Origin of the sequence: Streptomyces sp. NPDC057616 (assembly GCF_042800575.1) — a bacterium.
Lineage (GTDB): Bacteria > Actinomycetota > Actinomycetes > Streptomycetales > Streptomycetaceae > Streptomyces.
Genome location: NZ_JBHVGU010000003.1, coordinates 130,763 through 157,098 on the forward strand (window position 1 = coordinate 130,763; position 26,336 = coordinate 157,098).

Consider the following 26,336-nt stretch of genomic DNA (forward strand, 5'->3'; position numbering starts at 1 on the left):
AGGCGCGCCCGGTAGATGGGGAGCGGGGAAAACCACCCCCGAGGAGGGGGGGTTGGGGGGGGTGGGAGGGATGGGACAGGGAGAAGGGCCCGGGGGTCAACACCCCCTGGGCCCTGCTCGTTCCGCGAAGATTCTTCTCTTCACATATGGAGCACAAGGGGCGCACAGAGGAGGATTGCATTCCGCAGGTCACGGGTATGACGGGCTACGACCGTGACGCGCAGTCTGGCCGTGGGAGGGCCCCATGTTGTTGATCGAAGCGCTCGGCTCCGCGCTGCTCGGTCTGGTGCTGGGGTGGGCTGCGAACCACCGGCTGGCCCACCGGCTGCCCGCCCGCTCCCTGGTGCTGGCCACGGGCGCCGCGGGAGGCCTGTTCGGCGCCTTCATCACGCACAGCGCCTTCGACCCCGGCAACGTCCTGCTGAATCTCCTCGGCGCGGCGATCGTGTCCGCCGCCTCGCTGTCCCTGCTGGTGCGCCCGGCAGGGAGACTCCGCCGGCGCTCCGCGCCGGCGTGATCCCGACGGGGACCGGCAGGACGGCCGGCCTGGTCACCACGACCGGCCGGATCGCGACGGCCGGCCCGATCATGACGATCGAACCGGCCGTGACGACCGCGGAAGTGACGGCCGCGGAAGTGACAGCTAGCCGTTAGCCGCTAGGCGGCGAGCCCGAGCGCCGCCATCCGCTTCGTGTGCGCCTCGGTGATCCGGGAGAACATCCGGCCGACCTCGGCGAGGTCGAACCCGTCCGCCACGCCGCCCACGAGCATCGTGGAGAGCGCGTCCCGGTCCGCGACCACCCGCTGCGACTGCGACAGCGCCTCGCCCATGAGACGCCGCGCCCACAGAGCGAGACGGCCGCCCACGCGGGGGTCGGCGTCGATCGCGGCGCGCACCTTCTCCACCGCGAAGCCGGCGTGCCCGGTGTCGTCGAGCACCGCGAGCACCAGCTCACGCGAGTCCGCGTCGAGCCGCGCGGCCACCTCGCGGTAGAAGTCGCTGGCGATAGAGTCGCCGACGTACGCCTTGACGAGCCCCTCCAGCCAGTCCGAGGGCGCCGTCTGCCGGTGGAAGCCGTCCAGCGCGGCGACGAAGGGCTCCATCGCGTGCGTGGGCTCCTCGCCGATCTCCGTGAGCCGGTCGCGCAGCCTCTCGAAATGGTGGAACTCCGCCGACGCCATCTTCGCCAGCTCCGCCTTGTCGGCCAGCGTCGGGGCCAGCTTGGCGTCCTCCGCGAGCCGCTCGAACGCCGCGAGCTCGCCGTACGCGAGCGCACCGAGGAGATCGACGACCGCGGCCCGGTACTGCGGGTCGGCGGAGGCCTTCGCCCAGTCCTGGGCGGCGACTCCGGTGTGCTCGGAGGGTGCGTCAGAGGTGTTGTCAGACGTCGTCATGAAGCGCACAATAGTCCGCTTGCCGGGCGGCGGAAGTCCCTGGTCAATCAGTGTGATGACGGCTACGTGACCAAATCGGCCATCGTGTGTGCGGGATTCCGGGGTATGGTGGTAATGCGCCTGCCGAGTAGTCGACGGGCCGCACGTATGAGGATGCCCGGTCGGTGGCCCGATCGGCTCCGACCCGACAGCCCTCCCAGGCCGTACGGCACATTGCGTACGACGGCCGGAGGGACACCTCAGCGGTACGAGCGCTAGAGCGTCGGCAGAGGTCCCGTGCCCTACGGCAACATCGTAAGGCAGCCGACGTCCCCGGCACGGTCCGTCTTCGACCCCCGCGCTCGCCTCGCACCGCGTACACAGAAGAGGCAGCACCCTGACTACCACGTTCAGAGATCTCGGCATCCTTCCCGAGACCGCCGAGGCCCTCGAGGCCGTCGGCATCATCACCCCCTTCCCCATCCAGGAGATGACCCTCCCCGTCGCCCTCTCGGGCACGGACGTCATCGGCCAGGCCAAGACCGGCACCGGCAAGACGCTGGGCTTCGGCCTCCCGCTCCTCGAGCGCGTCACCGTCCCCGCGGACGTGGAGGCGGGCCGCGCGAAGCCCGAGGACCTCACCGACACCCCGCAGGCGCTCGTCGTCGTCCCCACGCGCGAGCTGTGCCAGCAGGTCACCAACGACCTCCTGACCGCCGGCAAGGTGCGCAACGTCCGCGTCACCGCGATCTACGGCGGCCGTGCCTACGAGCCCCAGGTCGAGGCCCTGAAGAAGGGCGTCGACGTGGTCGTCGGCACCCCGGGCCGGCTCCTGGACCTCGCGGGCCAGAAGAAGCTCAACCTCAAGCACGTCAAGGCCCTCGTCCTGGACGAGGCCGACGAGATGCTCGACCTGGGCTTCCTGCCCGACGTCGAGAAGATCATCAACATGCTGCCGGTCCGGCGCCAGACGATGCTGTTCTCGGCGACCATGCCGGGCGCGGTCATCGGTCTCGCCCGCCGCTACATGTCGCAGCCCACGCACATCCGGGCCTCCGCGCCGGACGACCAGGGCGTGACGGTCGCGAACATCTCGCAGCACGTCTACCGCGCGCACAACATGGACAAGGCCGAGATGGTCGCGCGCATCCTGCAGGCCGAGGGCCGCGGGCTGGCGATGATCTTCTGCCGTACGAAGCGCACGGCGGCCGATCTCGCCGACCAGCTCAAGCAGCGCGGCTTCGCCTCCGGCGCGGTCCACGGCGACCTCGGCCAGGGCGCCCGTGAGCAGGCGCTGCGCGCGTTCCGCAACGGCAAGGTGGACGTCCTCGTCTGCACCGACGTCGCCGCGCGCGGCATCGACGTCGAGGGCGTGACGCACGTCATCAACTACCAGTCGCCCGAGGACGAGAAGACCTACCTGCACCGCATCGGCCGTACCGGCCGCGCGGGCAACAAGGGCATCGCGATCACGCTGGTCGACTGGGACGACATCCCGCGCTGGCAGCTGATCAACAAGGCGCTGGAGCTGACCTTCAACGACCCGCCGGAGACGTACTCCACCTCCCCGCACCTCTTCGAGGAGCTGAGGATCCCCGCGGGCACCAAGGGTGTCCTGCCGCGTGCCGAGCGCACGCGCGCGGGTCTCGACGCGGAGGAGCTGGAGGACCTCGGTGAGACCGGCGGCCGCGGTCGCGGCGGCCGGAACGGCCGTGGCGGGCGGGGCGACCGGTCCGAGTCCCGGCCCGCCGAGCGTGAGCGCCCGGAGCGTACGCCGCGCCGCCGTCGCCGCACCCGCGGCGGTACGCCGCTGGACGCGGCCGCCGCCCCCGAGGCCGTGGCGGAGACCGCCTCGTCCGAGGAGGGCGGTCCCCGCAGCCTGCGCCGCCGTCGCCGCACTCGCGGTGGTGCCGCGTCCGAGCCGGTGCCGGCCACGGCCACCGCGCCCGAGGCTGCGGAAGCCGCCGTCACGACGGCGGAGGGTCCCGCTCTGGACGCCCCTGAGGCTCCGGAGAAGCCGCGCCGTCGCCGCACCCGTAAGGCCGCGGAGGCCGCGCCGGCCGTGGAGACGGTCGCCGAGCAGGCTCCGGTGGTCGTGGAGACCCCCGCCGTCGCGGAGGCCCCGGAGGACGAGGCACCGGCCGCCAGGCCGCGCCGCCGCACCCGCAAGTCGGCGGCTGCCGCCGAGACGGCGGTCGACACCGCCGAGGCCGCGGAGGCCAAGCCCCGTACGCGGACCCGCAAGGCCGCCGCCCCGGCGGAGACCGCGGTCGACACGGCCGAGGCCGCCGAGGCCAAGCCGCGCCGCACCCGCAAGAAGGCTGTCGCCGCCGAGATCCCGGCCCAGGCGGCCGACGAGCCCGAGGCCAAGCCCCGTACGCGGACCCGCAAGGCCACGGCTGCCGCCGAGGTCGCCGCCGAAGCGGCCGAGGCGAAGCCCAGGACGCGCCGCCCGCGCAAGGCCACGGCCGCCGCGGAGCCCGCGGAGAGCTGATCGCTCACCCGACCGGCGGCCCGGCCCACCTCGTGTGGGCCGGGCCGTCGGCGTTCGGGCCCCTGGCCCGCGCCCGTCCCCGCCCGTTCGCCGGCCCGGCACCCACGCCGGTTAACCTCACTCCATGAGCAGGCCTCCGACCTTCACCCCGCCTCCGGGCGCCCGGGCGTACTCGCTGCGCACCGCGCGCGGGGAGTTCGCCGCCGTCGACTCGCCCGTGGCGGACGGTGCCGCGCCCCGGGGGACCGCGCTGCTGCTGCCGGGGTTCACCGGCAGCAAGGAGGACTTCAACCCGCTGCACGAGGTGCTCGGCGCACGCGGCTACCGGACCGTCGCCGTGGACGGGCGGGGGCAGTACGAGTCCCAGGGCCCCGAGCACGACGAATCGGCTTACGCCCAGGCCGAGTTGGCGCAGGACGTGCTCGCCCAGGCAGCTGCCCTAGGCACCCCCGTGCACCTCGTCGGGCACTCGCTCGGCGGGCAGATCGCGCGCGCCGCGGTCCTGCTCGACCACGCCCCCTTCCGGTCGCTCACGCTCATGGCCTCCGGACCGGCCCAGATCTCCGTCTCCCAGCAGCAGCGCGTGAAGCTGCTGCGGGACGCGCTCACCGTGATGGACATGGCCGAGGTGTGGGAGGCGATCCAGGCCCTGGAGCCGCCCGAGGAGACCGACACCGGCTCTCTCGACGCCGGGCTCGGCGACCGGGAGGACCTGCGCCGCCGCTGGATGGGCAACAAGCCGGCCCAACTCCTCGCCACGGGGCGCCAGTTGTGCACTGAACCGGACCGCGTGGCCGAGCTGGCCGCCCTGCCGCTGCCGTTCCACGTGCTGTCGGGCTCCAGCGACGACACCTGGCCGGTGCCCCTGCTCGACGACATGGCGCTACGGCTGCGCGCGCACCGCACGGTCGTCCAGGGCGCCGAGCACTCCCCCAACACGGACCAGCCCCTGGAGACGGCCCGCGCCTTCGCCGACTTCTGGGACCGCAGCGCCCCCGCCGAACAGCCCCCGCAGGCCGGCCGGCGCTAGTACTGCGCCTGCAGGTGCTCCCAGAACCCGTCCCGCAGCGCCCGCCGCAGATCGGCCTGTCCGCGCAGGGAGTACTGGAGCAGGCCCTCCGCCTCCACCAGCAGGTCCTGGTCGACCGAGCCCGGCAGATAGGGGTGGCCGGGCAGCAGCTCGACCAGCGACTCCCGGCCCCGGGCCGCCAGCCACTTCGCCGCGATCTGCGCGCCGACGAAGCGGACGTCCTCACGGGTGGGCCGGGAGGCGGTGGCCTCGTAGGCGGCCGCGGTGCGCCGGGCCACGTACGGCTTGAAGAAGTCGAGGTCGAGGGTGCGCTGGCTGTCGACCTCCCAGAGCAGGGGCTCCGCCTGGTTGCGGCCCTCGGGGGCCTCGATGCCCCACAGGTGCACCCGCGCGCCGTACCCCTGTGCCGCCTCCACCGCCGACACCAGGTCCTCGTCGCCGCCCAGCAGGGCCGCGTCGCTGATGGCGCGGTGCCGGGCCAGTGACTCCAGGTCCGTCCGGATCAGCGAGTCGACCCCCTTCTGCTGGTTGTTGGCGTTGAGATTGCCCAACCGGACCTTCACGTCCGGGAGTTCGGCGATCGACTGCTGCTCGGCGGTGTGGATACGGCGCCGCGCGCCGTCGTACCAGTAGACCCGCAGCAGCCGGCTGTCCGCGAAGATCGTGCGGGCCTTGTCGATGAGCGCCTCGATCAGCCCCTCCGCGTCGAGGTCGAACGCCCGGCGGTCCTCCGTGCCTGCGACGAGGCGCCCCGCGGCCGCGTAGAGGTATCCCGCGTCGACGAAGATCGCATGGGTCGAGGGCGTCTTCGCCACCTCGGCGAGCATGCGCTGCAGCAGCTCGTTCGTGCGGTCGATGCGGGCGTTGAGGGCCTCGAGGTCGTCGTTCATCGCCTCCATTGTCCCGGCGGTCACGCTGCGAACACAACCGGTCCCGGTCGGTCTCGTGACTTGTCGCTACCGGTCAGTAGTTAGACGTTCGAAAAATTTATTTAGCGTAGGGAATGTTTGTAACGCGGTAACCGTTGACTGAATCAGATGGCAGCGCGACGAAGGGAGAGGCATGCGCTTCGAAATCATGCGACTCGACGAGGTCAACGGCACGACCGTGGACAGCACCGTTGTGGACGCCGCCTCCGTCGACCGGATCGTCCAGCAGGCCGCCGCCATAGGACAGCGACTCTGGATCCGGCCCGCCGAGAGTGCGGCCGTATAACCACCTGACCGACGCGGATCACCGCGCACACTTCGAAACCCCCGCCCGGCACCGACGCCGCGCGGGGGTTTCGCGTCTCAGGGGGCGCCGGCGCCCCGGCGCCGCTCAGGCGCCGTTGATCACCTGGGTGACGCCGTTGATGATCTGCTGCACGGCGATCGCGGAGAGCATCATGCCCGCGAGCCGCGTCACCAGGACCACGCCGCCGTCCTTGATGACCCGGATGATCAGCAGCGAGTACCGCATCACCAGCCACAGCACGACATGGATGGCGAGGATCGCTGCCCACACCGACGCCTGCATGGCGAAGCTGTCGGCCTTCTGCACGGCGAGGATCACGGAGACGATCGCGCCGGGGCCCGCCAGCAGCGGCATGCCCAGCGGCACGAGCGCCACGTTGACGTCCTTGGTCTGCTTCGGCTCCTCGTTCTTGCCGGTCAGCAGGTCGAGCGCGATGAGCAGGAGCAGCAGCCCGCCCGCGATCATCAGGGCGGGCACGGAGACGTGCAGATAGTCGAGGATCTGGTGTCCGAGCAGCCCGAAGACGGTGATCACGCCGCCGGCGACGCAGACGGCCTGGAAGGCCATCCGCTTCTGCACCTTGCCGGGGCGTCCGGCGGTCAGCGCGAGGAAGATCGGGGTGATCCCGGGGGGATCCATGATGACGAACAGGGTCAGGAACAGGGAGCCGAAGACGGCGACGTCGAACATGGGTGAGCAACTGGCCTTGCGGTGAGGGGAAGAACGGACGTGAGGAGCGAGGGCGGACTCAGGCCCCGCCGGTCCCCGGCACGGGGAACGCCCCGGTCGCCCGCCGCACGATCTCGCCGTAGACCTCGGGATCCGTCGTGTACTCGCCGAGCACACACGTCTTGCGGCTGCCGTGGTAGTCGCTGGAGCCGGTGGTCAGCAGCCCCAGCTCCTTCGCCAGCCCGCGCAGCCGCGCCCGCGTCTCCTCGTCGTGGTCCATGTGGTCGACCTCGATGCCGTCGAGCCCCGCGGCGGCCATCTCGGCGATCGCGGACTCCGGCACCGTACGGCCGCGCTTGCTGGCGGCCGGGTGCGCGAAGACGGTGACCCCGCCCGCCGCCTTGACCAGCCGGATCGCCTCGAAGGGGTCCGTCTCGTGCTTCTCGACGAAGGCGCGGCCCCCGTCGGCGAGCCAGTCCTGGGTGAACGCGTCGCTCACGGTCGGCACGACGCCGAGTTCGACGAGCGCGGTCGCGACGTGCGGCCGCCCGACCGAGCCGTCCCCGGCGATCCGCCGCACCTGGTCCCAAGTGACCGGCACGCCCAGCGAGTTCAGCCTGGCGACCATGCCCTGGGCCCGCGGCACCCGGTCGTCCCGCACCAGCTCGCGCTCGGCGAGCAGCGCCGGCTCCTCGGGGTCGAAGAGATAGGCCAGCATGTGCATGGAGACGCCGTCGACACGGCAGGACAGCTCGGCGCCGGTGACGAGCGTGAGCCCCTCGGGCAGCGCGGCGATCGCCTCGGCGTACCCGCGCGTGGAGTCGTGATCGGTGAGCGCGACGACGTCCAGCCCGGCGGCCGCGGCGTTGCGCACCAGCTCGGCGGGCGTGTCCGTACCGTCGGAAGCGGTGGAGTGGGCGTGCAGATCGATACGCACCACGCGGACTCCAGGCGACGACGGGACGGATGAGGACGCTCAAGGATAACCGGATTTTCCCGGTCCCCTGTCACACCCGCACCGGACGAGCACCCCCTACAGCACCCCTCCGGGCAGGGGCAAGCGCTACGGCTCGAGCAAGCGCGGCGACAACGCCCCGCACGGCACGAGATCGACCTCCGCCCCCGCGTCCCGCAGATCCGTCAGCACCAGCTCGTCGTACATCAGCAGCCCCGACTGCTCGGGCCACACGACCGCCCACAGCCACAGCCCGCGCGCCTCGCCGGCGAAAACGGCGCGGTCGTCGGGGCTGTCGGTGACGTGCCAGAGCGGGGTGGGGCGGCCGCCGGCCAGCACCTTGGCCTGGGGCGGCTTCTCCACGTTCATGTACGGCCCCGGGTCGGGGCCGTCGATGCCCGCGTACCGCGCGCCGAGTCCGACGCCGAGCTCCTCGGCGACCAGGATCAGTTCCCCTATGCCGCCGAGCGGCCCCGGTCCGGAACACGCCACCGCGGTGGCCCGGCCGCCGTGCCGGTCGTCGCCGGCGCACGCCACTCCCGTGAAGAGCCAGCCCACCGGCAGGGGCCACGGCATCCACACCGGTACCTGCGTGCGGTGCACCACCACACTGAGGGCCTCGACGCTGGGCGGGATCACGGGCTGCAGCGGATGCACGGTGCCGTGCACATCGCACTGCCAGGAATCGGCGAAGAGTCCGGGAGCCCTGACCCGGCCACCACACTTCGGGCAACTGGGTTCGCCCCTCATAGGGCCCCACGGTCCTACCCGCGCCCCGTCACGTCAAGGACGATCACCCGTCCGGACGGAACCCTTCACCGGCCACCGCACCGCACAGAACTAGATGTAGCTTGCATTATTTAGCCGCTCTAACTTACTATGTGCATATACCAACTAATCCTGAACGGGAGTGGAGGAAGCATGGACGACCCCTTCGACGCGGGAGCGGGCGGCATCCTGCGGCAGCCGAAGGCCGTGTGGGCGACGGCCGGCGCGTCCGTCGTCGCCTTCATGGGCATCGGACTCGTCGACCCGATCCTGCCGTCCATCGCCAAGGGCCTGGACGCGACGGCCGGCCAGGTCTCCCTGCTCTTCACCTCGTACTTCCTGATCACCGCCGTCGCGATGCTGATCACCGGCTTCGTCTCCAGCCGCATCGGCGGCCGCAAGACCCTGCTGCTCGGGCTCGCCTTCGTGGTGGTCTTCGCGGGTCTCGCGGGCACCTCGGACTCGGTCGCCCAACTCGTCGGCTTCCGCGCGGGCTGGGGCCTCGGCAACGCGCTCTTCGTCTCGACCGCCCTCGCGGTCATCGTCGGCGCGGCGGCGGGCGGCAGCGCCGCCGCGATCCTGCTGTACGAGTCCGCCCTCGGCCTGGGCATGGCGTGCGGCCCGCTGCTGGGCGCGCTGCTCGGCAACCAGAGCTGGCGCTACCCCTTCTTCGGAACCGCCTTCCTGATGGCGGTCGGCTTCCTGTGCATCACGGCGTTCCTGAAGGAGCAGCCGAGGCCGGCCCGCAAGACCTCGCTGCTCGACCCGCTGAAGGCCCTCGGCCACGGCGGTCTCGCCTCGGCGGCGGTCTCCTCGTTCTTCTACAACTACACGTTCTTCACCGTGCTGGCCTTCACGCCGTTCGTGCTGAACATGACGCCGTACCGGTCGGGTGCCGTGTTCTTCGCCTGGGGCGTGCTGCTCGCCGTCTTCTCGGTGCTCGTGGCCCCGCGCCTGCAAAGGCGCTTCGGCTCGCTGCGGGTGCTCGGCGGCTCGCTGGTGCTGCTCGCGGCGGACGTCCTCGTCCTCGGCTACGGCAGCCACACCACGGCCGTCGTCTGCACGATCCTGTCGGGCGCCTTCATCGGCGTGAACAACACCGTCTACACGGAGCTGGCGCTCGGCGTCTCGGACGCACCGCGGCCGGTGGCGAGCGCCGGCTACAACTTCGTGCGCTGGTTCGCGGCGGCGGCCGCGCCGTACTTCGCCCCGAAGATCGAGGAGTGGACCGACCTCCACGTCCCGTTCGTGGTCGCGGCGGTCACCGCCGTCCTGGGCGCGGTCGTGGTGTTCGTACGGCGGAACGCGCTCACCCACGACGCCGAGGAGCTGGAGCCGCGGCACGCCGCCGAGGACAGCGTCACCGTCTTTGCCAACTGACGCCTTCCGGCCACCGGTTGGTGAGCTTGCTCACCCTGCCGTCAGTCCAGCGGGACGGATCTGCGGGACGGATCCCGCAGGTCCGTCCCGTTCGTCAGCCAGCGCTCCTGGAGGGCCTGGGCGCCGTGCACCCGCTTCCAGGCGGCCTCGTTCGACGTCATCGGGAGCAGCGGCAGGAAGCGCACCGGCTCGAGCGGCTCGTCGAGGGCGAGGTCCTCGACCAGGCCGCCCGGCTCGGCGACCAGCACGGAGCTGAACGGCGCGCCGGGCCACAGGGGTTCACCGGTGTCGAGCGAGGCGCCCGGCGCCACGACCACGCCCTCGACCTGCGGGGAAGCGGCGAGCACGGCGAGCGGGCGCAGCGCCTTGTCGGTGTCGGCGAGGCCGCCGCGCACCGACAGGACCAGCTCGGCGCGCGGGCCCTTGAGGGGGTCGGCGAGCACCGCCGTGGGGTCGCTCATCGGCTGCGCGGACATGCCGAGGGTGGCGTAGCGGACGATGTCGCCCTCCCGGAACCGGAGCACCTCGATGCGATCGGTGCCGAGGAACGTGACGGCCGCGCGGGCGTCCGGTTCGCCCAACGCGCTGCGCAACCGGGCCTCGACCAGAGGAAGAACATCAACCATGCCGCGAGCATAGAACTCGTCAGTACAGGGCAAAGCGGCGCCTTGACACAGAGGGCTGCTGATAGTCTTGCCCGCGTCGTTCGGGGCAGCACGCAGAAGCGTCGCATCAAGTCCCGACGCCTGTGAGACTCCCTTACGGGAATGGAACGTCCCTTACGAGGGACCGGCCGGAGGAGGTGGGGCTGTCATGGATCGAAGTCACCCGTGCAGTACCACTCGCTCTTCCCGCCGCTGATACAGCTGATCCGGCTCTGGCTGACCGCCGCCTTTCACGCTCACGTCTTCCCGCGGAAGAGCACTTCGTTTCGTTTTGCCTGATCTGTCTGATCTGAATCAGCAGCGAAGTCCGCCACCGCGACGGTGCGGTGCTCCCCGCTTTGTGGACGTGCCAAACACCTGACGCCAGGACGTCCCCATTCCGGGTAGTTCCAGCCGTCGTCGGCGCCCGTCGTCGCCTGACACGAAGGAGCCAGCCATGTCGATGATCCGCGACCTGCGCGCAGCGGTCCGGCCGTCCCGCGTCCCGGTGCGGGGGGACGCCGGCGCGTACGACACGACCCGCGACCCCTCCACCCCCTCCGCCGTCGTCGACTGTGCCGTCTACCGGGACGGTGCCCGCGTCGACACCGGCAGGTCCCTGTCCCCGCACGAGGCGATGCGCCTGGTGCGCCGCGACGGCGGCTTCGTCTGGATCGGCCTGCACGAGCCGACCGAGGCCGAATTCTCCGGGATCGCCGGTGAGTTCGGGCTGCACCCGCTGGCCGTGGAGGACGCCGTCCAGGCCCACCAGCGGCCCAAGCTGGAGCGCTACGACGACACCCTGTTCACCGTCTTCAAGACCATCCACTACGTCGAGCACGACCAGCTCACGGCGAACAGCGAGGTCGTGGAGACCGGTGAGGTCATGTGCTTCACCGGACAGGACTTCTTCATCACCGTCCGGCACGGCGGCCAGGGCTCGCTGCGCGCCCTGCGCCACCGGCTGCAGGACGACCCCGAGCTGCTCGCCAAGGGCCCCTCGGCGGTGCTGCACGCGATCGCCGACCACGTCGTCGACGGCTACATCGCGGTCGCCGACGCCGTCCAGGACGACATCGACGAGGTCGAGACCGAGGTGTTCTCGCCGGGCCGGCGCGGCGGTGTCTCGCGCGGTGTGGACTCGGCGCGGATCTACCAGCTCAAGCGCGAGGTGCTGGAGTTCAAGCGCGCCGTCTCGCCGCTGCTGCGCCCCATGCAGCTGCTGAGCGAGCGGCCGATGCGGCTGATCGACCCCGACATCCAGAAGTACTTCCGGGACGTCGCCGACCACCTCGTCCGCGTCCAGGAGCAGGTCGTCGGCTTCGACGAGCTGCTCAACTCGATCCTCCAGGCCAACCTCGCGCAGGCGTCCGTGGCGCAGAACGAGGACATGCGCAAGATCACGTCCTGGGCCGCCATCATCGCCGTACCGACCATGGTGTGCGGGGTCTACGGCATGAACTTCAAGTACATGCCGGAACTGCACGCGAAGTACGGCTACCCGGTGATCATGAGCATCACCGTCTGCATCTGCCTGGGCATCCACCGCACGCTGAAGCGCAACGGCTGGCTGTGAGCGTGCCTGGATAGGCTGGGCCCATGACAAGCGAGCTGCTCGACCAGGCCCTCGTCGAGGAGGCCACCAAGAAGTCCGGCCTCATCTGGGTGGCCGGTCCCGGTGTGCCGGCCCGGGCCCTGTGGCACGTGTGGCACGAGGGTGCCGCGTGCCTGGTCGGCGACGGGCCGGGCGAGCAGCCGCTGCCGGGGCTGACCGACGGGGGCGGGGCCGAGGTGACCGTCCGCAGCAAGGACAAGGGCGGCCGGCTGGTGACCTGGCCGGCGAAGGTGGTCGAGCTGACGCCCGGGTCCGAGGAGTGGTCGGCCGCGGTCGCCGAGCTGAAGGGCAAGCGGCTCAACGCCCCCGACGGCGAGGCGATGACCGAGCGCTGGTCCCGCGAATGCCGCGTCCTGCGCCTGGAACCCGCCGGGGCGACAACGGAGTTGCCCGACGGCGATCTGGCCGAGGCGCCGCTGCCGACGCCCGCCACCACGCGCCGGCCGATCCCCGCGGGGCTGCCGAGGCTGCTGCTGAGGAAGCGGAAACGGCGGTAGGACGTCAGGACGTCGGCAGCTGCTTGCCGTAGTCCACGGTCTCGGTCTTCTTCGGCTCGTTCAGGGCGAAGTCCTCGCCCCAGGACGAGAAGGAGATCGTGCCCGCGCCGCCCGCACGCTCCAGCCGGAGCGGATAGGGCTTGCCCTGGAGGGAGACGTCGAGGGTGCCGCCGGAGCCCTTGTCGCCGGTGATGCGGATGGTGCGGGTACCCGACTGCTCGTGATGCCCGTCCGTCGCCAGCGAGCCGTGCAGCGTGAGCAGACCCCCGAGGAGGACGTCCATGTCCGTGAAACCGCTGAACTTCTTGTACGCGGGATCGCGCTGCGGCACCTTCACGTACTTGCCGTCGAGCTTGCTGGCGGACGCCTTGCCCGTGTCGCCGTCCGCGTGGTTCCAGAAGCCGGAGCCGGCCTTCAGGTACAGCTGCTCGCCGATCCGCAGCAGCCCGAAGGCCAGCCCGTCGGAGGTGACCGAGCCGGTGGCGCCCTCCGACTTCAGGCGCATGTCGAGCTTGTACGTGTGGCCGTTGGTGACCACGTCGCCGGACAGGTGCACGGACTCGGCCGCCGCCGCGGCCGCCCGGGTCTTCGACTGGATCGTGGCGGCCGGCAGCTTGCCGACCCCGTTGGTGCCCGCGTCGGGGTCGTCGCTGCACCCCGCCAGCACGCCCGTCCCCGCCACGACCAGCGCGCAGATCGCTCCCAGCAGCGTGGTCCGGCGCCTACGGCCGAGGGCAATCGCAGTCACAGAAGGGGCTGCCTTTCGGTGGTGGGGCGTGAGCGGCGTACCGCAGCGTACCCGGGGTCCCGACGACCCCGCGGAAGCAGTCCGTCCGGACGTCCCACCAGGGCGGACCCGATCGGTACGGGCTAGCCTGAAGCCCACCTGAGCGGGCAATTCGGAAAGAAATCACCGCAGGAAACAAGCACTGCGAAACACCCCGCAAGCAAAGGAGCGCAGCCCATGGCAGCGGGCGCCCCCAGGATCTTCGTCTCGCACCTCGCCGGCGTCGCCGTCTTCGACCCCAACGGCGACCAGGTGGGCCGCGTGCGCGATCTGGTCGTCGTGCTGCGCGTCGGCCGGCGGCCGCCGCGCGTGCTCGGGCTGGTCGTCGAACTGCCCACCAGGCGCCGCATCTTCCTGCAGATGACCAGGGTGACCAGCATCGAGTCGGGCCAGGTCATCGCCACCGGCGTGCTCAACGTCCGGCGCTTCGAGCAGCGGCCCACCGAGCGTCTCGTCTTCGGCGAGCTGCTGGACCGCCGGGTCACGCTCGTCGAGACCGGCGAGGAGGTCACCGTCCTCGACGTGTCGGTGCAGCAGCTGCCGGCCCGCCGGGACTGGGAGGTCGACCGCGTCTTCGTCCGCAAGGGCCGGCGCGGCAGCGCCTTCCGGCGTGCCAAGGGCGAGCAGCTGACCGTCGAGTGGTCCGCCGTCACCGGCTTCTCCCTGGAGGAGCACGGACAGGGCGCCGAGAGCCTGCTCGCCACCTTCGAGCAGCTGCGCCCGGCGGACCTCGCCAACGTGCTGCACCACCTGTCGTCCAAGCGCCGCGCCGAGGTGGCCGCCGCCCTCGACGACGACCGGCTGGCCGACGTGCTGGAGGAGCTCCCGGAGGACGACCAGATCGAGATCCTCGGCAAGCTGAAGGAGGAGCGCGCCGCCGACGTCCTGGAGGCCATGGACCCGGACGACGCGGCCGACCTGCTCGCCGAGCTCCCCGAGGAGGACAAGGAGCGGCTGCTGAGCCTGATGCAGCCCTCCGACGCGGCGGACATGCGGCGCCTGATGGCCTACGAGGAGCACACCGCGGGCGGCCTCATGACGACCGAGCCGATCGTGCTGCGGCCGGACGCCACGGTCGCCGACGCGCTCGCCCGCGTCCGCAACCGCGACCTCTCCCCCGCCCTCGCCGCCCAGGTCTACGTCTGCCGCCCGCCCGACGAGACGCCGACCGGCAAGTACCTCGGCACGGTGCACTTCCAGCGCCTGCTGCGCGACCCGCCGTACACGCTGGTCAGCTCGATCATCGACGACGAACTGCAGACCCTCGACCCGGACGCCACGCTGCCCGTGGTCGCCGGGTACTTCGCCACGTACGACATGGTGGCGGCGCCGGTGGTCGACGAGGCCGGGGCGCTGCTGGGCGCGGTGACGGTGGACGACGTACTGGACCACATGCTGCCCGACGACTGGCGGGAGACGGAGTTCCATCTGGACGAGGGCGAGGGGGTGGGCGCTCATGACGCCTGAGCGGGAGAGCACACGCGAGCGCACGCCGTCCGGGGCGACGGCCGCCACCCGGCCGCGCGCCCGGCTGGACCAGCCGCGGGCGCCGCGCCGCCGGATCATCCCCGAGTGGGACCCGGAGGCCTTCGGGCGGCTGTCGGAGCGCATCGCGCGCTTCCTCGGCACGGGACGGTTCATCGTCTGGATGACCGTCGTCATCATCCTGTGGGTGGCGTGGAACGTCTTCGCGCCGAGCGCCCTGCGCTTCGACAACTACCCGTTCATCTTCCTGACCCTGATGCTGTCCCTGCAGGCCTCCTACGCGGCCCCGCTGATCCTGCTCGCGCAGAACCGGCAGGACGACCGCGACCGGGTCAACCTCGAACAGGACCGCAAGCAGAACGAGCGCTCCATCGCGGACACCGAGTACCTGACCCGCGAGATCGCCGCCCTGCGCATCGGGCTGGGCGAGGTCGCCACCCGCGACTGGATCCGCTCGGAGCTCCAGGACATGGTCAAGGAGCTGGAGGAGCGGCAGAACGGCCACCACGAGCACGCCGTATTCCCGGCAGAACGGTCGCGTGGACGTGACGTAGACGACCGGTGACAGGCATCCCGGGGCCCCTGTGCGGCGCCGTACCATCGTCCTTATGGCTAGCGAAGACGCGGTGCGCGAGGCACTGGCGACGGTGAACGACCCCGAGATCAACCGGCCCATCACCGAGCTCGGGATGGTGAAGTCGGTCCGGATCGGCGCGGACGGGACGGTCGCGGTCACCGTGTACCTGACGGTCTCCGGCTGCCCGATGCGCGAGACGATCACACAGCGCGTGACGGAGGCGGTCTCGCGGGTCGAGGGCGTCACCCGCGTCGACGTCACGCTGGACGTCATGAGCGACGAGCAGCGCAAGGAGCTGGCGAGCGCCCTGCGCGGCGGCACCGCCGAGCGCGAGGTCCCCTTCGCCAAGCCGGGCTCGCTCACGCGTGTCTACGCGGTCGCGTCCGGCAAGGGCGGCGTCGGCAAGTCCTCGGTGACGGTGAACCTGGCGGCGGCGATGGCGGCCGACGGGCTGAAGGTCGGTGTCGTGGACGCCGACATCTACGGCCACAGCGTGCCGCGCATGCTCGGCGCGGACGGCCGCCCCACCCAGGTCGAGAACATGATCATGCCGCCTTCGGCCAACGGCGTGAAGGTCATCTCCATCGGCATGTTCACCCCGGGCAACGCCCCGGTGGTCTGGCGCGGCCCGATGCTGCACCGCGCGCTCCAGCAGTTCCTGGCGGACGTGTACTGGGGCGACCTGGACGTCCTGCTGCTCGACCTGCCGCCCGGCACCGGCGACATCGCCATCTCCGTCGCCCAGCTGGTCCCGAACGCCGAGATCCTGGTCGTCACCACGCCCCAGCAGGCGGCGGCCGAGGTCGCCGAGCGGGCCGGCTCCATCGCCGTGCAGACGCACCAGAAGATCGTGGGCGTCGTCGAGAACATGTCCGGCCTGCCCTGCCCGCACTGCGGTGAGATGGTCGACGTCTTCGGCACGGGCGGCGGCCAGACGGTGGCGGACGGCCTCACGCGGACGACGGGTGCGACGGTCCCCGTCCTCGGCGCCATCCCGATCGACGTCCGCCTCCGCGAGGGCGGCGACGAGGGCAGGCCCGTGGTCCTGAGCGACCCGGACTCCCCGGCGGGCGCGGCCCTGCGGGGCATCGCGGGCAAGCTGGGCGGGCGTCAGCGCGGCCTGTCGGGCATGTCCCTGGGGATCACGCCGAAGAACAAGTTCTGAGCCGGGACACAGCACTGAAGCGAAGGGGCGCCGCATCCGCACGGCGCCCCTTCGTCATGCGTACGCCTTGATGTCCTTGATCACGGCGAAGGCGAGGCCGTACGCGCTCATGCCTCTTCCGTACGCCCCCAGGTGCACCCCTTCCGGCGTGGAGCCGGCCAGGACCCAGCCGAACTCGGACTCCCGGTAGTGGAACGGCGTGGGAACGCCGTCCACGGGCAGGGAGAGCGTCGACCACTCGGGGCCCGACAGGTCGTCGGCCAGCGCCCAGGCGGTCTCCGTCTGCTGCTCCAGCCAGTCGTCGCGCAGGGAGTGGTCCATCTGGCCGGGCCAGGTGAAGGACAGCAGCCCCACACCGGCCAGCCAGGCCGCCGAGGAGACCGACGTGGCCTCCAGCAGCCCCGTGCCGTCGGCGCTGCGCCGCACGGGGCTCGCCGCGACGGTCACCACCACCGCGAACTTCTCCCGCGGCTCGTCGCCGGAGCCGACCGCGAACTCGTTCTTCACGGAGGGCTCGTCGCCGTGCCCGATCGAACCGTGCTCGACGGCGCCGTCGGCCGCCGTCCCCACCTGCATCAGCCAGCGCGGCCCCGTGAAGGCCTCATCGAGGCCGTACCACGGGAAGGGCGCCAGCAGGTAGCCGTCGACCGTGCGCCGGGCCACGGGGAACGGTTGTCCGCCCTCCGTCCCCGGCGCCTGCGCGACTGCCTGACTCGTCGTCTCCATGTGCCCGGACGCCTCCTCGTTCTCGTCGGACCGGAGCGGCCCGCCCCCCTTCGGGCGGCTTTACTCCTCGAAGTACGGTCCGCACAACAACTCGGCAGCATAGCCACCCCACTCCGGACAGCACGGAAATCGCCCGGCGCGTGGGTCGCACCGAGGGGTGGGTTCAGGCCGTGCGCAGGCTCCGCGGGGTATGAAACGCATCACGTACGGCGCGCGTGAGCAGCACGAGGGCGCAGCTCGGCGCCGTGCGGGCCCGGCTCAGGTGGCGTCCGCGTCGAACGGCGGGCGCTCGTCCTCGTCGGGCTTCTTCGCCATGTCGACGCGACCGCCGGAGGACGAGGAGCCGCCGGCGGACGGGGAGGAGGGCGCGTCGGTCTCGCGGCTGTGCACCGCGTCCGTGACCTCGGCCATCTCCTTCTTCAGGTCGAAGCCGTTGCGGATCTCCTTGAGCCCCAGGTCGTCGTTGTCCATCTGCTTGCGGATGAACGTCTTGGGGTTGAGGTCCTCGAACTCGAAGTCCTTGAACTCCGGGCCGAGCTCCGACCGGATGTCCTGCTTGGCGCTCTCCGAGAACTCCCGGATCTTCCGGATCGTCCGCGTCACGTCCTGGATGACCTTCGGGAGCTTGTCCGGACCGAAGACGAGCACGGCAAGGACAACGAGCGTCACCAGCTCGAGCGGTCCTATGTCATTGAACACCTGAAGCTCCTTGCGAGTCCCTCGGTCCTCGGCCCTCGGTGGTCTGTGCGGGTCTTCCGTGGTCCGGGCCGGATCCACGGTACCCGGCGTTCCCGTACGACCGGTACTGTCCCGGGGGTTCCGAGTGCGGTCGCGTGGGCGGTTTGGGGCGTTGTTTGCCTTGTGAGGGCCCGGGTGGGGCCCTCACCTGCCCTCGGAGGAACCAAGGACCAGCGAGATCTTCCTCTCCTTGCCGTCGCGCCGCACGGTCAGCACCAGGCGGTCGCCGGGACGGTGCGCGCGGGTCTTGACGATCAGTTCCTCGCCGGAGTGCACGCGCTGGCCGTCCACCGCCGTGATGACGTCGCCCGCCTTGATGCCGGCCGTGTCGCCCGGGCCGCCGCGCGTGACGGCGGGACCGCCGCTCTCGGCCTTCGCCCCGACCCGGGCGCCGTCGCCGGTGTAGTCCATGTCGAGGGTGACGCCGATGACCGGGTGGGTCGCCTTGCCGGTGTTGATCAGCTCCTCGGCGACGCGCTTGGCCTGGTTGACCGGGATGGCGAAGCCGAGCCCGATGGACCCGGCCTGCCCGCCGCCCGAGTCCGAGCCGTCGTCGGCGGAGCGGATGGCGGAGTTGATGCCGATGACCCGGGCCCGGGTGTCGAGCAGGGGCCCGCCGGAGTTGCCGGGGTTGATCGGCGCGTCGGTCTGGAGCGCGTCGACGTACGACACGTCGCTGCCGTCGGAGCTGTTGCCGCCCGCCGTGATCGGCCGCTCCTTGGCGCTGATGATGCCGGAGGTGACGGTGCCCTCCAGGTCGAAGGGGGCGCCGATGGCGACGACGGGGTCGCCGACCTGGACGTTGTCGGAGTTGCCGAGCGGCATGGGCTTGAGCCCCCGCACGTTGCTGACCTTGACGACGGCGAGGTCGTAGCCGCTGTCCCGGCCGACGACGGTCGCCTTCGCCGTGTCCCCGCTGTTGAAGGTCACCGATATCTGGCCCGAGGAGCCGGCGGCCGGTTCGACGACGTGGTTGTTGGTGAGGATGTGGCCCTGGGCGTCGAGCACGAAGCCGGTCCCGGTGCCGGACTCCGCGGCGCCGGACACATGCAGGGTGACCACGCTGGGCAGCGCCCGCGCGGCGATCCCGGCGACGCTGTCCGGAGCCCGGCCCGCGGGCTCCTTGCCCGCCTGCGGCAGCTCCACGGCCCCTACGCCGCCGTTGCGCTCCAGGTAGGCCCCGAGGACACCGCCGACGCCTCCGGACACCAGCGCGAGGGCGACGGCGCCGGTGACGAGGGCCCGCCGGACCCGCCTGCGCCGCGTGTCCTTGTCCTCCACGGCCGCGCCGTGCAGCTGGAGGGGGGTGGACGACCAGGGGTCGTAGGTGTGCCAGGGGGTGGCGGGGTGGGCGGCGGCCGGGCTCGCGGGGGCGGGGGCCTCGGGGGCGGGCAGCGTGTGGGTCTGCGGGGGCACGGGAGCGGGTGCCGGGATGGGAGCCGGAGCCGGGGCCGGGGCGCCATGGGACTGCGGCGGTACGGGTACGGGCGTCGGGAGCACGGAGGCCGGTGGTGGCGCCGGTGTCGCGGTGCCCTGCGCGGGTGTGCCCGCCGCCGGGTGCTGCACGGGCGGAGCGGGCGCCCAGGGGCCCGGCTCGCCGTACGGCGGGGTGCTGTAGGGGTCCGGGTCGTGCAGGGGGCCGGGGCGCTCGACGGCGGGCGCCGTCACGGGGGCTTCGCTCACGTCCGCCACGTCCGTCACGTCGGCCGCGTCCGTCGCCTCGGCCGCGTCCTCGGGGCGCCTCAGCTCGAAGTCACCGTCGGGCAGGGCCGCGACGGCCGCACCGCCGGACGGGGCTTCGCCGGCCGGCACTGCTTCGGCGCCGGACACGGCTTCGCCGCCCGCACCCGCCGGACGGGCCAGTTCGAAGTCGCCGTCGGGCAGGGGAACACGCCCGCTGCCGGCTGCCTCCGGCCCGCTCAGCTCGTAGTCACCGCCGGCGGACGGGACCCCCTCCGCCTCCCCCACGGAGTCCTGCCGGCGCGGCAGGCTCCACCACTTCGGCTTCGCGGGCTTCCCCTCGTTCATGTTCTCCCCACAGCCGGCCACGGCACGGCACGGCTCGTCGGCCATGGCCTCGGTTGTCGACTCCGCGCGCGGCTTGCTGCCGCGGACGCGGTCCACCCTGGATTCAACCAGGTTCGCAGGCCGTGACGCAGAGACCGGTCAGTGTGAGGTGCGGGGGGAGGAAGAAGCGGAAGTCGAGTCGGGGACGGGTGCGGCGAGCAGGCCGGGGGACGCGACCTCGGGGGTCTTGGACCACGAGGTCAGGGTGAAGGGCGGGTTCGCCTCGAGCGGCCGTATCAGCGGGGACATCACGGCGGCGCCGGCCATCACGGGCGTGGTCAGCGTGTGCACGGTCTGCTGCCGTGCCTGCACCGCGTCCGTCTGGTTCGCGGCGCCCGGCAGCAGCGGTGCGGAGACCGCGGTCGGGGCCACCGGCACGTCGTTCAGCGACTGCCGGCCCTGTGCGAGCAGCGGGGTGGTGCCGCGGCGGCGCTGGTTCTCGGGGGCCGTCGCGGCACCCGTGCCCTGTGTGCGCGCCGGGGTGACGTTGCTGCCCGCGCCGGTGCCGCGGGCGTCCGCGGTGTCGGTGGGCGTGCCCGCCGTGACACCGCCGAGCGCGATCGCGGCGAGCGAGACGGCGCCCGCGGCGACGAACGCGAACCGCATCCCGCGCGAGGCGGAGCGCTCGGACTCGTGCCGGCTGACGTCGTGGATACGGAAGCCGCGGTCCGCGGACGGCGGCAGTACCGGGGCGTGCGCGGGCGAGGCGGGGACGTAGCCGAACTCGAAGCGCTCGCTCCGCTTCATGCCGAAGACCCCGGTGACGCCAGGCCGTCCGGGGAGTCCGCCGGGGATTCCTCCCCCGCCGAACGGCGAGCCACCGCCGTCCGGGTCACCTCCCCCGGGGAGCCCCTGGAGGCGGGCCAGGAAACTCTCGGAGGGCGGCGGCGGGGCCGCCTCGGCGAAGACGTTCTTCAGCTGCCGCTGCGCCTCCGCCTCCGCCTTGCACCTGCCGCAGGTGGCCAGGTGGGCCAGGACGCGCTCACGCGTCTCATGACCGAGCTCTCCGTCCACCAGGGCGGAGAGTCGGTCTCCCAGATGCTGTTCGGCCAGCCGCCTCTCGGCGGGGCTTGGTCGTGATTCGCTCACGCGGTCGCGCCCCCTCCTCCCAGTGCGGGCACACGGGCGAAGGAGCGCCGCTCCTTGGTCCGGGCCTGGGGCGCACGGTGCGCGAGGGCCTTGCGCAGCTGCGAACGGCCGCGGTGGATACGGGAGCGGACCGTGCCGAGCTTGACGCCGAGGGTCGCGGCGATCTCCTCGTACGACAGTCCTTCGATGTCGCAGAGCACGACCGCGGCGCGGAACTCGGGCGCGAGGGTGTCGAGGGCCTGCTGGACGTCCGCGTCGAAGTGCGCGTCGTTGAAGACCTGCTGCGGCGACGGCTCGCGGCTGGGCAGCCGCTCCGCGGCGTCCTCGCCCAGCGCGTCGAAGCGGATGCGCTGCTTGCGGCGGACCATGTCCAGGAAGAGGTTGGTGGTGATGCGGTGCAGCCAGCCCTCGAAGGTGCCCGGCGTGTACGTCGACAGGGAGCGGAAGACACGGACGAAGACCTCCTGCGTGAGGTCCTCGGCGTCGTGCTGGTTACCGGTCAGGCGGTAGGCCAGCCGGTAGACGCGGCCGCTGTGGGTGCTGACGATCTCCTCCCAGGTGGGCGGAGTCCACGCCTGCCCGTCCGCGTCGGTGGAGAAAGTCGCGGTCTGGGCCTGGTCAGCGGCGTGGCTGTGGTCAGCAGCGGTGTCGTTCACGGATTTCGGCCTGCCTGCTGATCCGAGGAAGCGCCGCAGCACCCCTGCCCGGTCCCCAGGCGCGGCCGCACCTCCCCTGTCGGCTCTGGTGGTGTCCAGTGGAGCCCCTACCATAGCCACCTCGCCCGTTAGCTCCGGATAAGCGGTTTTACGAGAATTTGATAGGGGTCGCCACCCCTCGGACCCCTGCGTCTGCAGTTGCTCCGGGGCCTGCCCCTCATCGTGATCCAACTGTGTCCCCCCGGCGTCGTCCGTACCCCTATTAACGCCCGGTCCCATCTGCGGGTTCCCGGGCCCAACGGATACAGTCACGCCGAGGCAACCACGGGGACAGGAGAGGGTCATTACCGGCAACCGGCAGACGAGCTGGGCGTTCGCCGACGCCTACGTCGCCGAGGACGAGGTGCTGCTCTGGGCCCGCGACCGGGCCCGTGAGGCAGGGCTGCGCTCGGTGGCGCCCGGCACGGGCTTCGCGCTGCGGTTGCTGGCGGCCTCCGTCGACGCCAAGGCGGTCGCCGAGATCGGCACCGGCACCGGCGTCTCCGGCATCCATCTGCTGCACGGCATGCGCCCGGACGGGGTACTGACCACGGTGGACCCCGAGCCCGAGCACCAGCAGTTCGCCCGCCAGGCCTTCCGCGCCTCCGGTTTCGCCAGCAACCGCGCCCGTTTCATCCCGGGGCGCGCCCTGGACGTCCTGCCCCGGCTGGCGGACGCCGGCTACGACCTCGTCTTCTGCGACGGCGACCGGCAGGAGGTCATGGACTACCTCGCTGAATCGTTGCGCCTGCTGCGCCCGGGGGGCCTCGTCGTCTTCGAGGGGGTCTTCGCGAACGGCCGCACGGTGGACTCCGGACCGCAGCCGTCCGAGGTGCTGCGGCTGCGGGAACTGCTGCGCGCGGTGCGCGAGAGTCAGGAGCTGCTGCCGTCGCTGCTGCCGGTGGGCGACGGGCTGCTGTGCGCGGTCAAGCGGCCGGTGCAGGACCACTGAGCCGCCCGGCGACCGGGCGCAAGGCCCGGTGAAACAGCGGCCCCGGCACCATGTGGGTGCCGGGGCGGCTGAAGGGGTATGGTCGCTTCCGCGTCAGCCGACGACCTTCTTGAGGGCGTCGCCGAGCGCGTCGGCCTCGTCAGGGGTCAGCTCGACGACGAGCCGACCGCCGCCTTCGAGCGGAACGCGCATGACGATGCCCCGCCCCTCCTTGGTCACCTCGAGCGGGCCATCGCCCGTCCGCGGCTTCATGGCCGCCATGCTCGTTCCCCTTCCTGAAACCAGCTCATCGTCAAAGCCGACGGCCCGGGAGGGCACGCGCGGGCCACAGCGTGGGACTGGGACACGCGACACCGGCATCGAACACATTGCTTCCAAGCCATTATCCCGCATCTCAGGACCCGATGACCAACATCAGTCGGCATCGCTTGGGCAACGCGCGCGAGCAAAACCACTCAATTCGGCGATGTGACTGCGATACTGCGCCACCCCGTCGACGTTGGCCGACCGGAAATCGTCGATAATTCTTTGACGCAGGTCACACGTCCGCTCCGGTGTCTCTCCGCCATGCTGTCCTACGGACAGGGGCGTACCGGCCGGTACGCCTGAACCGCGACAGCGGAGGGGACACACCATGGCCGACACCGTGCTCTACGAGGTGAGCGACGGGCTCGCGACGATCACGCTCAACCGCCCCGAGGCGATGAACGCGCTGAACATCGCGACCAAGGTCGCCCTGCGGGAGGCGGTCGGCGCCGCGGCCGGGGACGACGCGGTGCGCGCGGTGCTGCTGACCGCCGCCGGCGACCGGGCGTTCTGCGTCGGCCAGGACCTCAAGGAGCACATCGGGCTGCTGGTGCAGGACCGGGAGACGGGCTCCGGGCAGACGATGAGCACGGTGAAGGAGCACTACAACCCGATCGTGCGGGCGATCGCCGGGATGCCGAAGCCCGTGGTGGCCGGGGTGAACGGGGTCGCGGCGGGCGCCGGCTTCGGCTTCGCGCTGGCCGCGGACTACCGGGTCGTGGCGGACACCGCCGCCTTCAACACGTCGTTCGCCGGGGTGGCCCTGACGGCCGACTCGGGCATCTCGTGGACGCTGCCGCGGGTGGTGGGCCCCGGCCGCGCCGCCGACCTGCTGCTCTTCCCGCGCAGCATCAAGGCCCAGGAGGCGTACGAACTCGGCGTGGCGAACCGGCTGGTGCCGGCCGCCGAGCTGCGGGCCGAGGCGGAGAAGGTGGCGCGGGCGCTCGCCGAGGGGCCGACGGTCGCCTACGGGGCGATCAAGGAGGCGGTGGCCTACGGGCTGTCGCACTCCCTGTCCGAGACGCTGGACAAGGAGGACGAGCTGCAGACGCGCGCGGGGTCGTCGGAGGACCACGCGATCGCGGTGCAGGCCTTCGTCAACAAGGAGAAGCCGAAGTATCTGGGGCGCTGACCCGCACCGCCCCGCTCACGGCCGGCGTGCGACGCAGCTTTCCAGGTGGTCGTTCACCAGTCCGCACGCCTGCATGAGGGCGTAAGCGGTCGTCGGCCCCACGAACCGCAGGCCCTTCTTCTTCAGGGCCTTGGACAGGGCCGTCGACTCGGGGGTGACCGCGGGGACGTCGGCGAGGGTCTTGGGGGCGGGGCGGCCGGGCGCCGGGGCGTGGGACCAGATCAGCTCGTCCAGCTCGCCCGGCGCCCAGCCGGCGAGCGCGCGGGCGTTGGCGAGCGTCGCGTCGATCTTGGCGCGGTTGCGGATGATGCCCGCGTCCGCGAGCAGGCGCTCGCGGTCCTCGTCCGTGAAGGTGGCGACCTTCTCGATCCTGAACTCGGCGAAGGCGGCGCGGAAGCCGGGCCGGCGGCGCAGGATCGTGATCCAGGACAGGCCGGACTGGAAGGCCTCCAGGCTCAGGCGCTCGTAGAGGGCGTCGTCGCCGTGGACCGGGCGGCCCCACTCCTCGTCGTGGTACGCCACGTAGTCCTCGGTGGACAGGGCCCAGGGGCAGCGCAGGGCGCCGTCCGGTCCGGCGATCGCGGTGCCGTCGCTCACTGCTGCTCCCCCTGGCCGGGGGCCGGCTTGTGCATGGAGACATGGTGGGCGGCGGCCCGGGCGCCCGCCAGCGCGGACTCCAGGTCGGAGATGCGGGCGTCGCGCTCGGCGAGCTCGGCGCCGAGGCGGCTGAGGGCGTCGTCGACGTCCGACATGCGGTAGCCGCGGGCGGCGAGCGGGAAGCGCAGCGCGTCGACGTCGGCGCGCCCGACCGGTCGGTCCGGCGGCAGCGGGTCCTGCAGCCGCTCGGGGGCCACCTCGGGCAGCGGGCCCTGGCCTTCGCCGCCACCCACCACCGCGAGGGTCACCGCGGCGACCACGACGGCGAGAGCGACGACCAGGAACAAGAACATAACCATCGCTGTGGTCCCCACGCTCGATGCTCGGAAAGCGGAAAGTGTCAGGGTCCGATCGTGCCATGCGCCTGCGACAGTTAGGGTCGCAGGCGGCCGAAAGGCCACAGGACCCAGGACGTTCTAGGAGAGGTCACAGGGGATGCTCAGGCTGGGCAGGCGTGAATTCGGGCCCCACGAGCCGGTGATCATGGCGATCGTGAACCGGACCCCGGACTCCTTCTACGACCAGGGGGCGACCTTCCGCGACGAACCCGCCCTCGCGCGCGTGGAGCAGGCGGTGGCCGAGGGCGCCGCCATCATCGACATCGGCGGGGTCAAGGCCGGCCCGGGCGAGGAGGTGACCGCCGAGGAGGAGGCGCGGCGGACGGTGGGCTTCGTCGCCGAGGTGCGCAGGCGCTTCCCCGACGTCGTCATCAGCGTGGACACCTGGCGGGCCGAGGTCGGCGAGGCCGTGTGCGAGGCCGGCGCGGATCTGCTCAACGACGCGTGGGGCGGCGTCGACCCCGGGCTGGCGGAGGTCGCCGCGCGGTACGAGGCGGGGCTGGTGTGCACGCACGCGGGCCGCGCCGAGCCGCGGACCAGACCGCACCGGGTGACGTACGACGACGTCGTGGCGGACATCCTGGAGGTGACGCTGGGGCTGGCCGAGCGGGCCGTGGCGCTGGGCGTGCCCCGGGAGTCCGTGCTGATCGACCCCGGGCACGACTTCGGGAAGAACACGCGGCACAGCCTGGAGGCGACGAGGCGGCTGGGCGAGATGGTCGCGACGGGCTGGCCGGTGCTGGTGTCCCTGTCCAACAAGGACTTCGTGGGCGAGACCCTGGACAAGCCCGTCAAGGAGCGGGTGGTGGGGACGCTCGCGACCACCGCCGTCTCGGCGTGGCTCGGGGCGCAGGTCTACCGCGTGCACGAGGTGGCGGAGACCCGGCAGGTGCTGGACATGGTGGCGGCGATCGCGGGCCACCGGCCCCCGGCGGTCGCCCGCCGGGGACTCGCGTAGGA

At 71.9% G+C, this 26,336-nt stretch carries 28 protein-coding genes; 13 read left to right on the forward strand and 15 right to left on the reverse strand.

Features of this window, described 5'->3' with window-relative positions:
- Positions 1–244 precede the first annotated feature (244 nt).
- A complete protein-coding gene (locus ACFU97_RS04135) occupies positions 245–517 on the forward strand; it encodes a hypothetical protein (RefSeq protein WP_384250574.1) in 273 nt (90 codons plus the stop codon).
- Positions 518–657: 140 nt separating this feature from the next.
- On the opposite strand, the gene ACFU97_RS04140 is transcribed toward ACFU97_RS04135, so the two are convergent.
- Positions 658–1,395: a ferritin-like fold-containing protein gene (locus tag ACFU97_RS04140; RefSeq protein ID WP_384250577.1), complete on the reverse strand. Its 738-nt coding sequence runs from the start codon at positions 1,393–1,395 to the stop codon at positions 658–660.
- 469 nt (positions 1,396–1,864) lie between these two features.
- Between ACFU97_RS04140 and ACFU97_RS04145 the strand changes: the two genes are divergently transcribed.
- Both ACFU97_RS04145 and ACFU97_RS04150 read left to right on the forward strand, forming a co-directional pair.
- Positions 1,865–3,868 carry a DEAD/DEAH box helicase gene (locus tag ACFU97_RS04145; protein WP_384250579.1) on the forward strand — a complete coding sequence of 668 codons (2,004 nt, stop codon included), beginning with the start codon at positions 1,865–1,867 and terminating at the stop codon, positions 3,866–3,868.
- Between the two features lie 124 nt (positions 3,869–3,992).
- Positions 3,993–4,898, forward strand: coding sequence for an alpha/beta fold hydrolase (locus ACFU97_RS04150; RefSeq protein ID WP_384250581.1), 906 nt, complete (start codon positions 3,993–3,995; stop codon positions 4,896–4,898).
- Here the strand turns inward: ACFU97_RS04150 and ACFU97_RS04155 are convergent.
- Positions 4,895–5,788 carry an NYN domain-containing protein gene (locus ACFU97_RS04155; RefSeq protein WP_384250583.1) on the reverse strand — a complete coding sequence of 298 codons (894 nt, stop codon included), beginning with the start codon at positions 5,786–5,788 and terminating at the stop codon, positions 4,895–4,897. The genes ACFU97_RS04150 and ACFU97_RS04155 overlap by 4 nt on opposite strands.
- Positions 5,789–5,960: 172 nt before the next feature.
- Here ACFU97_RS04155 and ACFU97_RS04160 point away from each other — a divergent pair, with 172 nt between their 5' ends.
- Entirely contained in the window at positions 5,961–6,113 is a 153-nt protein-coding gene (locus tag ACFU97_RS04160) for a hypothetical protein (protein WP_384250585.1), read from the forward strand.
- 105 nt (positions 6,114–6,218) lie between these two features.
- Here the strand turns inward: ACFU97_RS04160 and ACFU97_RS04165 are convergent, their stop codons facing one another.
- From ACFU97_RS04165 to ACFU97_RS04175, 3 genes are all read right to left on the reverse strand, one after another.
- A complete protein-coding gene (locus ACFU97_RS04165; protein ID WP_384250588.1) occupies positions 6,219–6,824 on the reverse strand; it encodes a MarC family protein in 606 nt (201 codons plus the stop codon).
- Positions 6,825–6,882: 58 nt separating this feature from the next.
- Positions 6,883–7,740, reverse strand: a complete 858-nt coding sequence (locus ACFU97_RS04170; protein WP_384251112.1) for a PHP domain-containing protein — start codon at positions 7,738–7,740, stop codon at positions 6,883–6,885.
- Between the two features lie 126 nt (positions 7,741–7,866).
- Positions 7,867–8,508: a DUF6758 family protein gene (locus ACFU97_RS04175; protein ID WP_384250589.1), complete on the reverse strand. Its 642-nt coding sequence runs from the start codon at positions 8,506–8,508 to the stop codon at positions 7,867–7,869.
- A 171-nt stretch (positions 8,509–8,679) separates the two neighbouring features.
- Between ACFU97_RS04175 and ACFU97_RS04180 the strand changes: the two genes are divergently transcribed.
- Complete coding sequence (locus ACFU97_RS04180) at positions 8,680–9,906, forward strand: MFS transporter (RefSeq protein ID WP_384250592.1); 1,227 nt, start codon at positions 8,680–8,682, stop codon at positions 9,904–9,906.
- A gap of 41 nt (positions 9,907–9,947) precedes the next feature.
- Here ACFU97_RS04180 and ACFU97_RS04185 read toward each other — a convergent pair whose 3' ends face one another.
- Positions 9,948–10,532 carry a suppressor of fused domain protein gene (locus tag ACFU97_RS04185; protein WP_384250594.1) on the reverse strand — a complete coding sequence of 195 codons (585 nt, stop codon included), beginning with the start codon at positions 10,530–10,532 and terminating at the stop codon, positions 9,948–9,950.
- A 475-nt stretch (positions 10,533–11,007) separates the two neighbouring features.
- Between ACFU97_RS04185 and ACFU97_RS04190 the strand changes: the two genes are divergently transcribed.
- A complete protein-coding gene (locus ACFU97_RS04190) occupies positions 11,008–12,126 on the forward strand; it encodes a magnesium and cobalt transport protein CorA (RefSeq protein ID WP_384250596.1) in 1,119 nt (372 codons plus the stop codon).
- A 23-nt stretch (positions 12,127–12,149) separates the two neighbouring features.
- The gene (locus ACFU97_RS04195) at positions 12,150–12,662 is read left to right on the forward strand and encodes a hypothetical protein (protein WP_384250598.1); all 513 of its coding nucleotides are present in this window, start codon (positions 12,150–12,152) and stop codon (positions 12,660–12,662) included.
- A gap of 4 nt (positions 12,663–12,666) precedes the next feature.
- Here the strand turns inward: ACFU97_RS04195 and ACFU97_RS04200 are convergent, their stop codons facing one another.
- Complete coding sequence (locus ACFU97_RS04200; protein WP_384250600.1) at positions 12,667–13,410, reverse strand: hypothetical protein; 744 nt, start codon at positions 13,408–13,410, stop codon at positions 12,667–12,669.
- A gap of 216 nt (positions 13,411–13,626) precedes the next feature.
- Between ACFU97_RS04200 and ACFU97_RS04205 the strand changes: the two genes are divergently transcribed.
- The 3 genes from ACFU97_RS04205 to ACFU97_RS04215 are packed head-to-tail and all read left to right on the forward strand — an operon-like array spanning position 13,627 to position 16,676.
- The gene (locus tag ACFU97_RS04205) at positions 13,627–14,916 is read left to right on the forward strand and encodes a magnesium transporter MgtE N-terminal domain-containing protein (RefSeq protein ID WP_384250602.1); all 1,290 of its coding nucleotides are present in this window, start codon (positions 13,627–13,629) and stop codon (positions 14,914–14,916) included.
- Positions 14,906–15,499, forward strand: coding sequence for a DUF1003 domain-containing protein (locus ACFU97_RS04210; protein ID WP_384250604.1), 594 nt, complete (start codon positions 14,906–14,908; stop codon positions 15,497–15,499). The genes ACFU97_RS04205 and ACFU97_RS04210 overlap by 11 nt, the downstream gene beginning before the upstream one ends.
- Before the next feature lie 43 nt (positions 15,500–15,542).
- Entirely contained in the window at positions 15,543–16,676 is a 1,134-nt protein-coding gene (locus ACFU97_RS04215) for an Mrp/NBP35 family ATP-binding protein (RefSeq protein WP_384250607.1), read from the forward strand.
- 54 nt (positions 16,677–16,730) lie between these two features.
- On the opposite strand, the gene ACFU97_RS04220 is transcribed toward ACFU97_RS04215, so the two are convergent.
- From ACFU97_RS04220 to sigE, 5 genes are all read right to left on the reverse strand, one after another.
- Positions 16,731–17,402, reverse strand: coding sequence for a hypothetical protein (locus ACFU97_RS04220; protein WP_384250609.1), 672 nt, complete (start codon positions 17,400–17,402; stop codon positions 16,731–16,733).
- A 258-nt stretch (positions 17,403–17,660) separates the two neighbouring features.
- Complete coding sequence (locus ACFU97_RS04225) at positions 17,661–18,101, reverse strand: sec-independent translocase (RefSeq protein WP_384250611.1); 441 nt, start codon at positions 18,099–18,101, stop codon at positions 17,661–17,663.
- A gap of 183 nt (positions 18,102–18,284) precedes the next feature.
- Positions 18,285–20,168, reverse strand: coding sequence for a trypsin-like peptidase domain-containing protein (locus ACFU97_RS04230; protein ID WP_384251115.1), 1,884 nt, complete (start codon positions 20,166–20,168; stop codon positions 18,285–18,287).
- 138 nt (positions 20,169–20,306) lie between these two features.
- A complete protein-coding gene (locus ACFU97_RS04235; RefSeq protein WP_384250613.1) occupies positions 20,307–21,296 on the reverse strand; it encodes an anti-sigma factor family protein in 990 nt (329 codons plus the stop codon).
- Positions 21,293–21,994 carry an RNA polymerase sigma factor SigE gene (gene sigE, locus ACFU97_RS04240; RefSeq protein ID WP_384250616.1) on the reverse strand — a complete coding sequence of 234 codons (702 nt, stop codon included), beginning with the start codon at positions 21,992–21,994 and terminating at the stop codon, positions 21,293–21,295. The genes ACFU97_RS04235 and sigE overlap by 4 nt, the downstream gene beginning before the upstream one ends.
- A 301-nt stretch (positions 21,995–22,295) precedes the next feature.
- Between sigE and ACFU97_RS04245 the strand changes: the two genes are divergently transcribed.
- Positions 22,296–22,943 (forward strand): O-methyltransferase, encoded by a 648-nt coding sequence (locus ACFU97_RS04245; protein WP_384251117.1) that lies wholly within the window; start codon positions 22,296–22,298, stop codon positions 22,941–22,943.
- Between the two features lie 93 nt (positions 22,944–23,036).
- On the opposite strand, the gene ACFU97_RS04250 is transcribed toward ACFU97_RS04245, so the two are convergent.
- Entirely contained in the window at positions 23,037–23,204 is a 168-nt protein-coding gene (locus ACFU97_RS04250) for a DUF3117 domain-containing protein (RefSeq protein ID WP_003966491.1), read from the reverse strand.
- 373 nt (positions 23,205–23,577) lie between these two features.
- Here ACFU97_RS04250 and ACFU97_RS04255 point away from each other — a divergent pair, with 373 nt between their 5' ends.
- Positions 23,578–24,381 carry an enoyl-CoA hydratase/isomerase family protein gene (locus ACFU97_RS04255; protein WP_384250618.1) on the forward strand — a complete coding sequence of 268 codons (804 nt, stop codon included), beginning with the start codon at positions 23,578–23,580 and terminating at the stop codon, positions 24,379–24,381.
- 15 nt (positions 24,382–24,396) lie between these two features.
- Here ACFU97_RS04255 and ACFU97_RS04260 read toward each other — a convergent pair whose 3' ends face one another.
- Positions 24,397–24,978 carry a DNA-3-methyladenine glycosylase I gene (locus ACFU97_RS04260; RefSeq protein WP_384250621.1) on the reverse strand — a complete coding sequence of 194 codons (582 nt, stop codon included), beginning with the start codon at positions 24,976–24,978 and terminating at the stop codon, positions 24,397–24,399.
- Positions 24,975–25,331, reverse strand: coding sequence for a DivIVA domain-containing protein (locus tag ACFU97_RS04265; RefSeq protein WP_384251120.1), 357 nt, complete (start codon positions 25,329–25,331; stop codon positions 24,975–24,977). Before ACFU97_RS04265 ends, ACFU97_RS04260 begins: the two co-directional genes overlap by 4 nt.
- A gap of 142 nt (positions 25,332–25,473) precedes the next feature.
- Between ACFU97_RS04265 and folP the strand changes: the two genes are divergently transcribed.
- On the forward strand, positions 25,474–26,334 hold the full coding sequence (gene folP, locus ACFU97_RS04270; RefSeq protein WP_384250623.1) for a dihydropteroate synthase: 861 nt from the start codon (positions 25,474–25,476) through the stop codon (positions 26,332–26,334).
- Positions 26,335–26,336: the final 2 nt, after the last annotated feature.

Bases quoted from the DNA above. Each gene is read 5' to 3' on its own strand.
- ACFU97_RS04145 (WP_384250579.1), top strand. From the start codon at position 1,865: ATGACCCTCCCCGTCGCCCTCTCGGGCACGGACGTCATCGGCCAGGCC.
- ACFU97_RS04135 (WP_384250574.1), top strand. From the start codon at position 245: ATGTTGTTGATCGAAGCGCTCGGCTCCGCGCTGCTCGGTCTGGTGCTG.
- folP (WP_384250623.1), top strand. From the start codon at position 25,474: ATGCTCAGGCTGGGCAGGCGTGAATTCGGGCCCCACGAGCCGGTGATC.
- ACFU97_RS04230 (WP_384251115.1), bottom strand. From the start codon at position 20,168: ATGAACGAGGGGAAGCCCGCGAAGCCGAAGTGGTGGAGCCTGCCGCGC.
- ACFU97_RS04205 (WP_384250602.1), top strand. From the start codon at position 13,627: ATGGCAGCGGGCGCCCCCAGGATCTTCGTCTCGCACCTCGCCGGCGTC.
- ACFU97_RS04175 (WP_384250589.1), bottom strand. From the start codon at position 8,508: ATGAGGGGCGAACCCAGTTGCCCGAAGTGTGGTGGCCGGGTCAGGGCT.
- ACFU97_RS04165 (WP_384250588.1), bottom strand. From the start codon at position 6,824: ATGTTCGACGTCGCCGTCTTCGGCTCCCTGTTCCTGACCCTGTTCGTC.
- ACFU97_RS04215 (WP_384250607.1), top strand. From the start codon at position 15,543: ATGGCTAGCGAAGACGCGGTGCGCGAGGCACTGGCGACGGTGAACGAC.
- ACFU97_RS04220 (WP_384250609.1), bottom strand. From the start codon at position 17,402: ATGGAGACGACGAGTCAGGCAGTCGCGCAGGCGCCGGGGACGGAGGGC.
- ACFU97_RS04180 (WP_384250592.1), top strand. From the start codon at position 8,680: ATGGACGACCCCTTCGACGCGGGAGCGGGCGGCATCCTGCGGCAGCCG.
- ACFU97_RS04155 (WP_384250583.1), bottom strand. From the start codon at position 5,788: ATGAACGACGACCTCGAGGCCCTCAACGCCCGCATCGACCGCACGAAC.
- ACFU97_RS04210 (WP_384250604.1), top strand. From the start codon at position 14,906: ATGACGCCTGAGCGGGAGAGCACACGCGAGCGCACGCCGTCCGGGGCG.
- ACFU97_RS04255 (WP_384250618.1), top strand. From the start codon at position 23,578: ATGGCCGACACCGTGCTCTACGAGGTGAGCGACGGGCTCGCGACGATC.
- ACFU97_RS04195 (WP_384250598.1), top strand. From the start codon at position 12,150: ATGACAAGCGAGCTGCTCGACCAGGCCCTCGTCGAGGAGGCCACCAAG.
- ACFU97_RS04150 (WP_384250581.1), top strand. From the start codon at position 3,993: ATGAGCAGGCCTCCGACCTTCACCCCGCCTCCGGGCGCCCGGGCGTAC.
- ACFU97_RS04250 (WP_003966491.1), bottom strand. From the start codon at position 23,204: ATGGCGGCCATGAAGCCGCGGACGGGCGATGGCCCGCTCGAGGTGACC.
- ACFU97_RS04140 (WP_384250577.1), bottom strand. From the start codon at position 1,395: ATGACGACGTCTGACAACACCTCTGACGCACCCTCCGAGCACACCGGA.
- ACFU97_RS04160 (WP_384250585.1), top strand. From the start codon at position 5,961: ATGCGCTTCGAAATCATGCGACTCGACGAGGTCAACGGCACGACCGTG.
- ACFU97_RS04185 (WP_384250594.1), bottom strand. From the start codon at position 10,532: ATGGTTGATGTTCTTCCTCTGGTCGAGGCCCGGTTGCGCAGCGCGTTG.
- ACFU97_RS04265 (WP_384251120.1), bottom strand. From the start codon at position 25,331: ATGTTCTTGTTCCTGGTCGTCGCTCTCGCCGTCGTGGTCGCCGCGGTG.
- ACFU97_RS04190 (WP_384250596.1), top strand. From the start codon at position 11,008: ATGTCGATGATCCGCGACCTGCGCGCAGCGGTCCGGCCGTCCCGCGTC.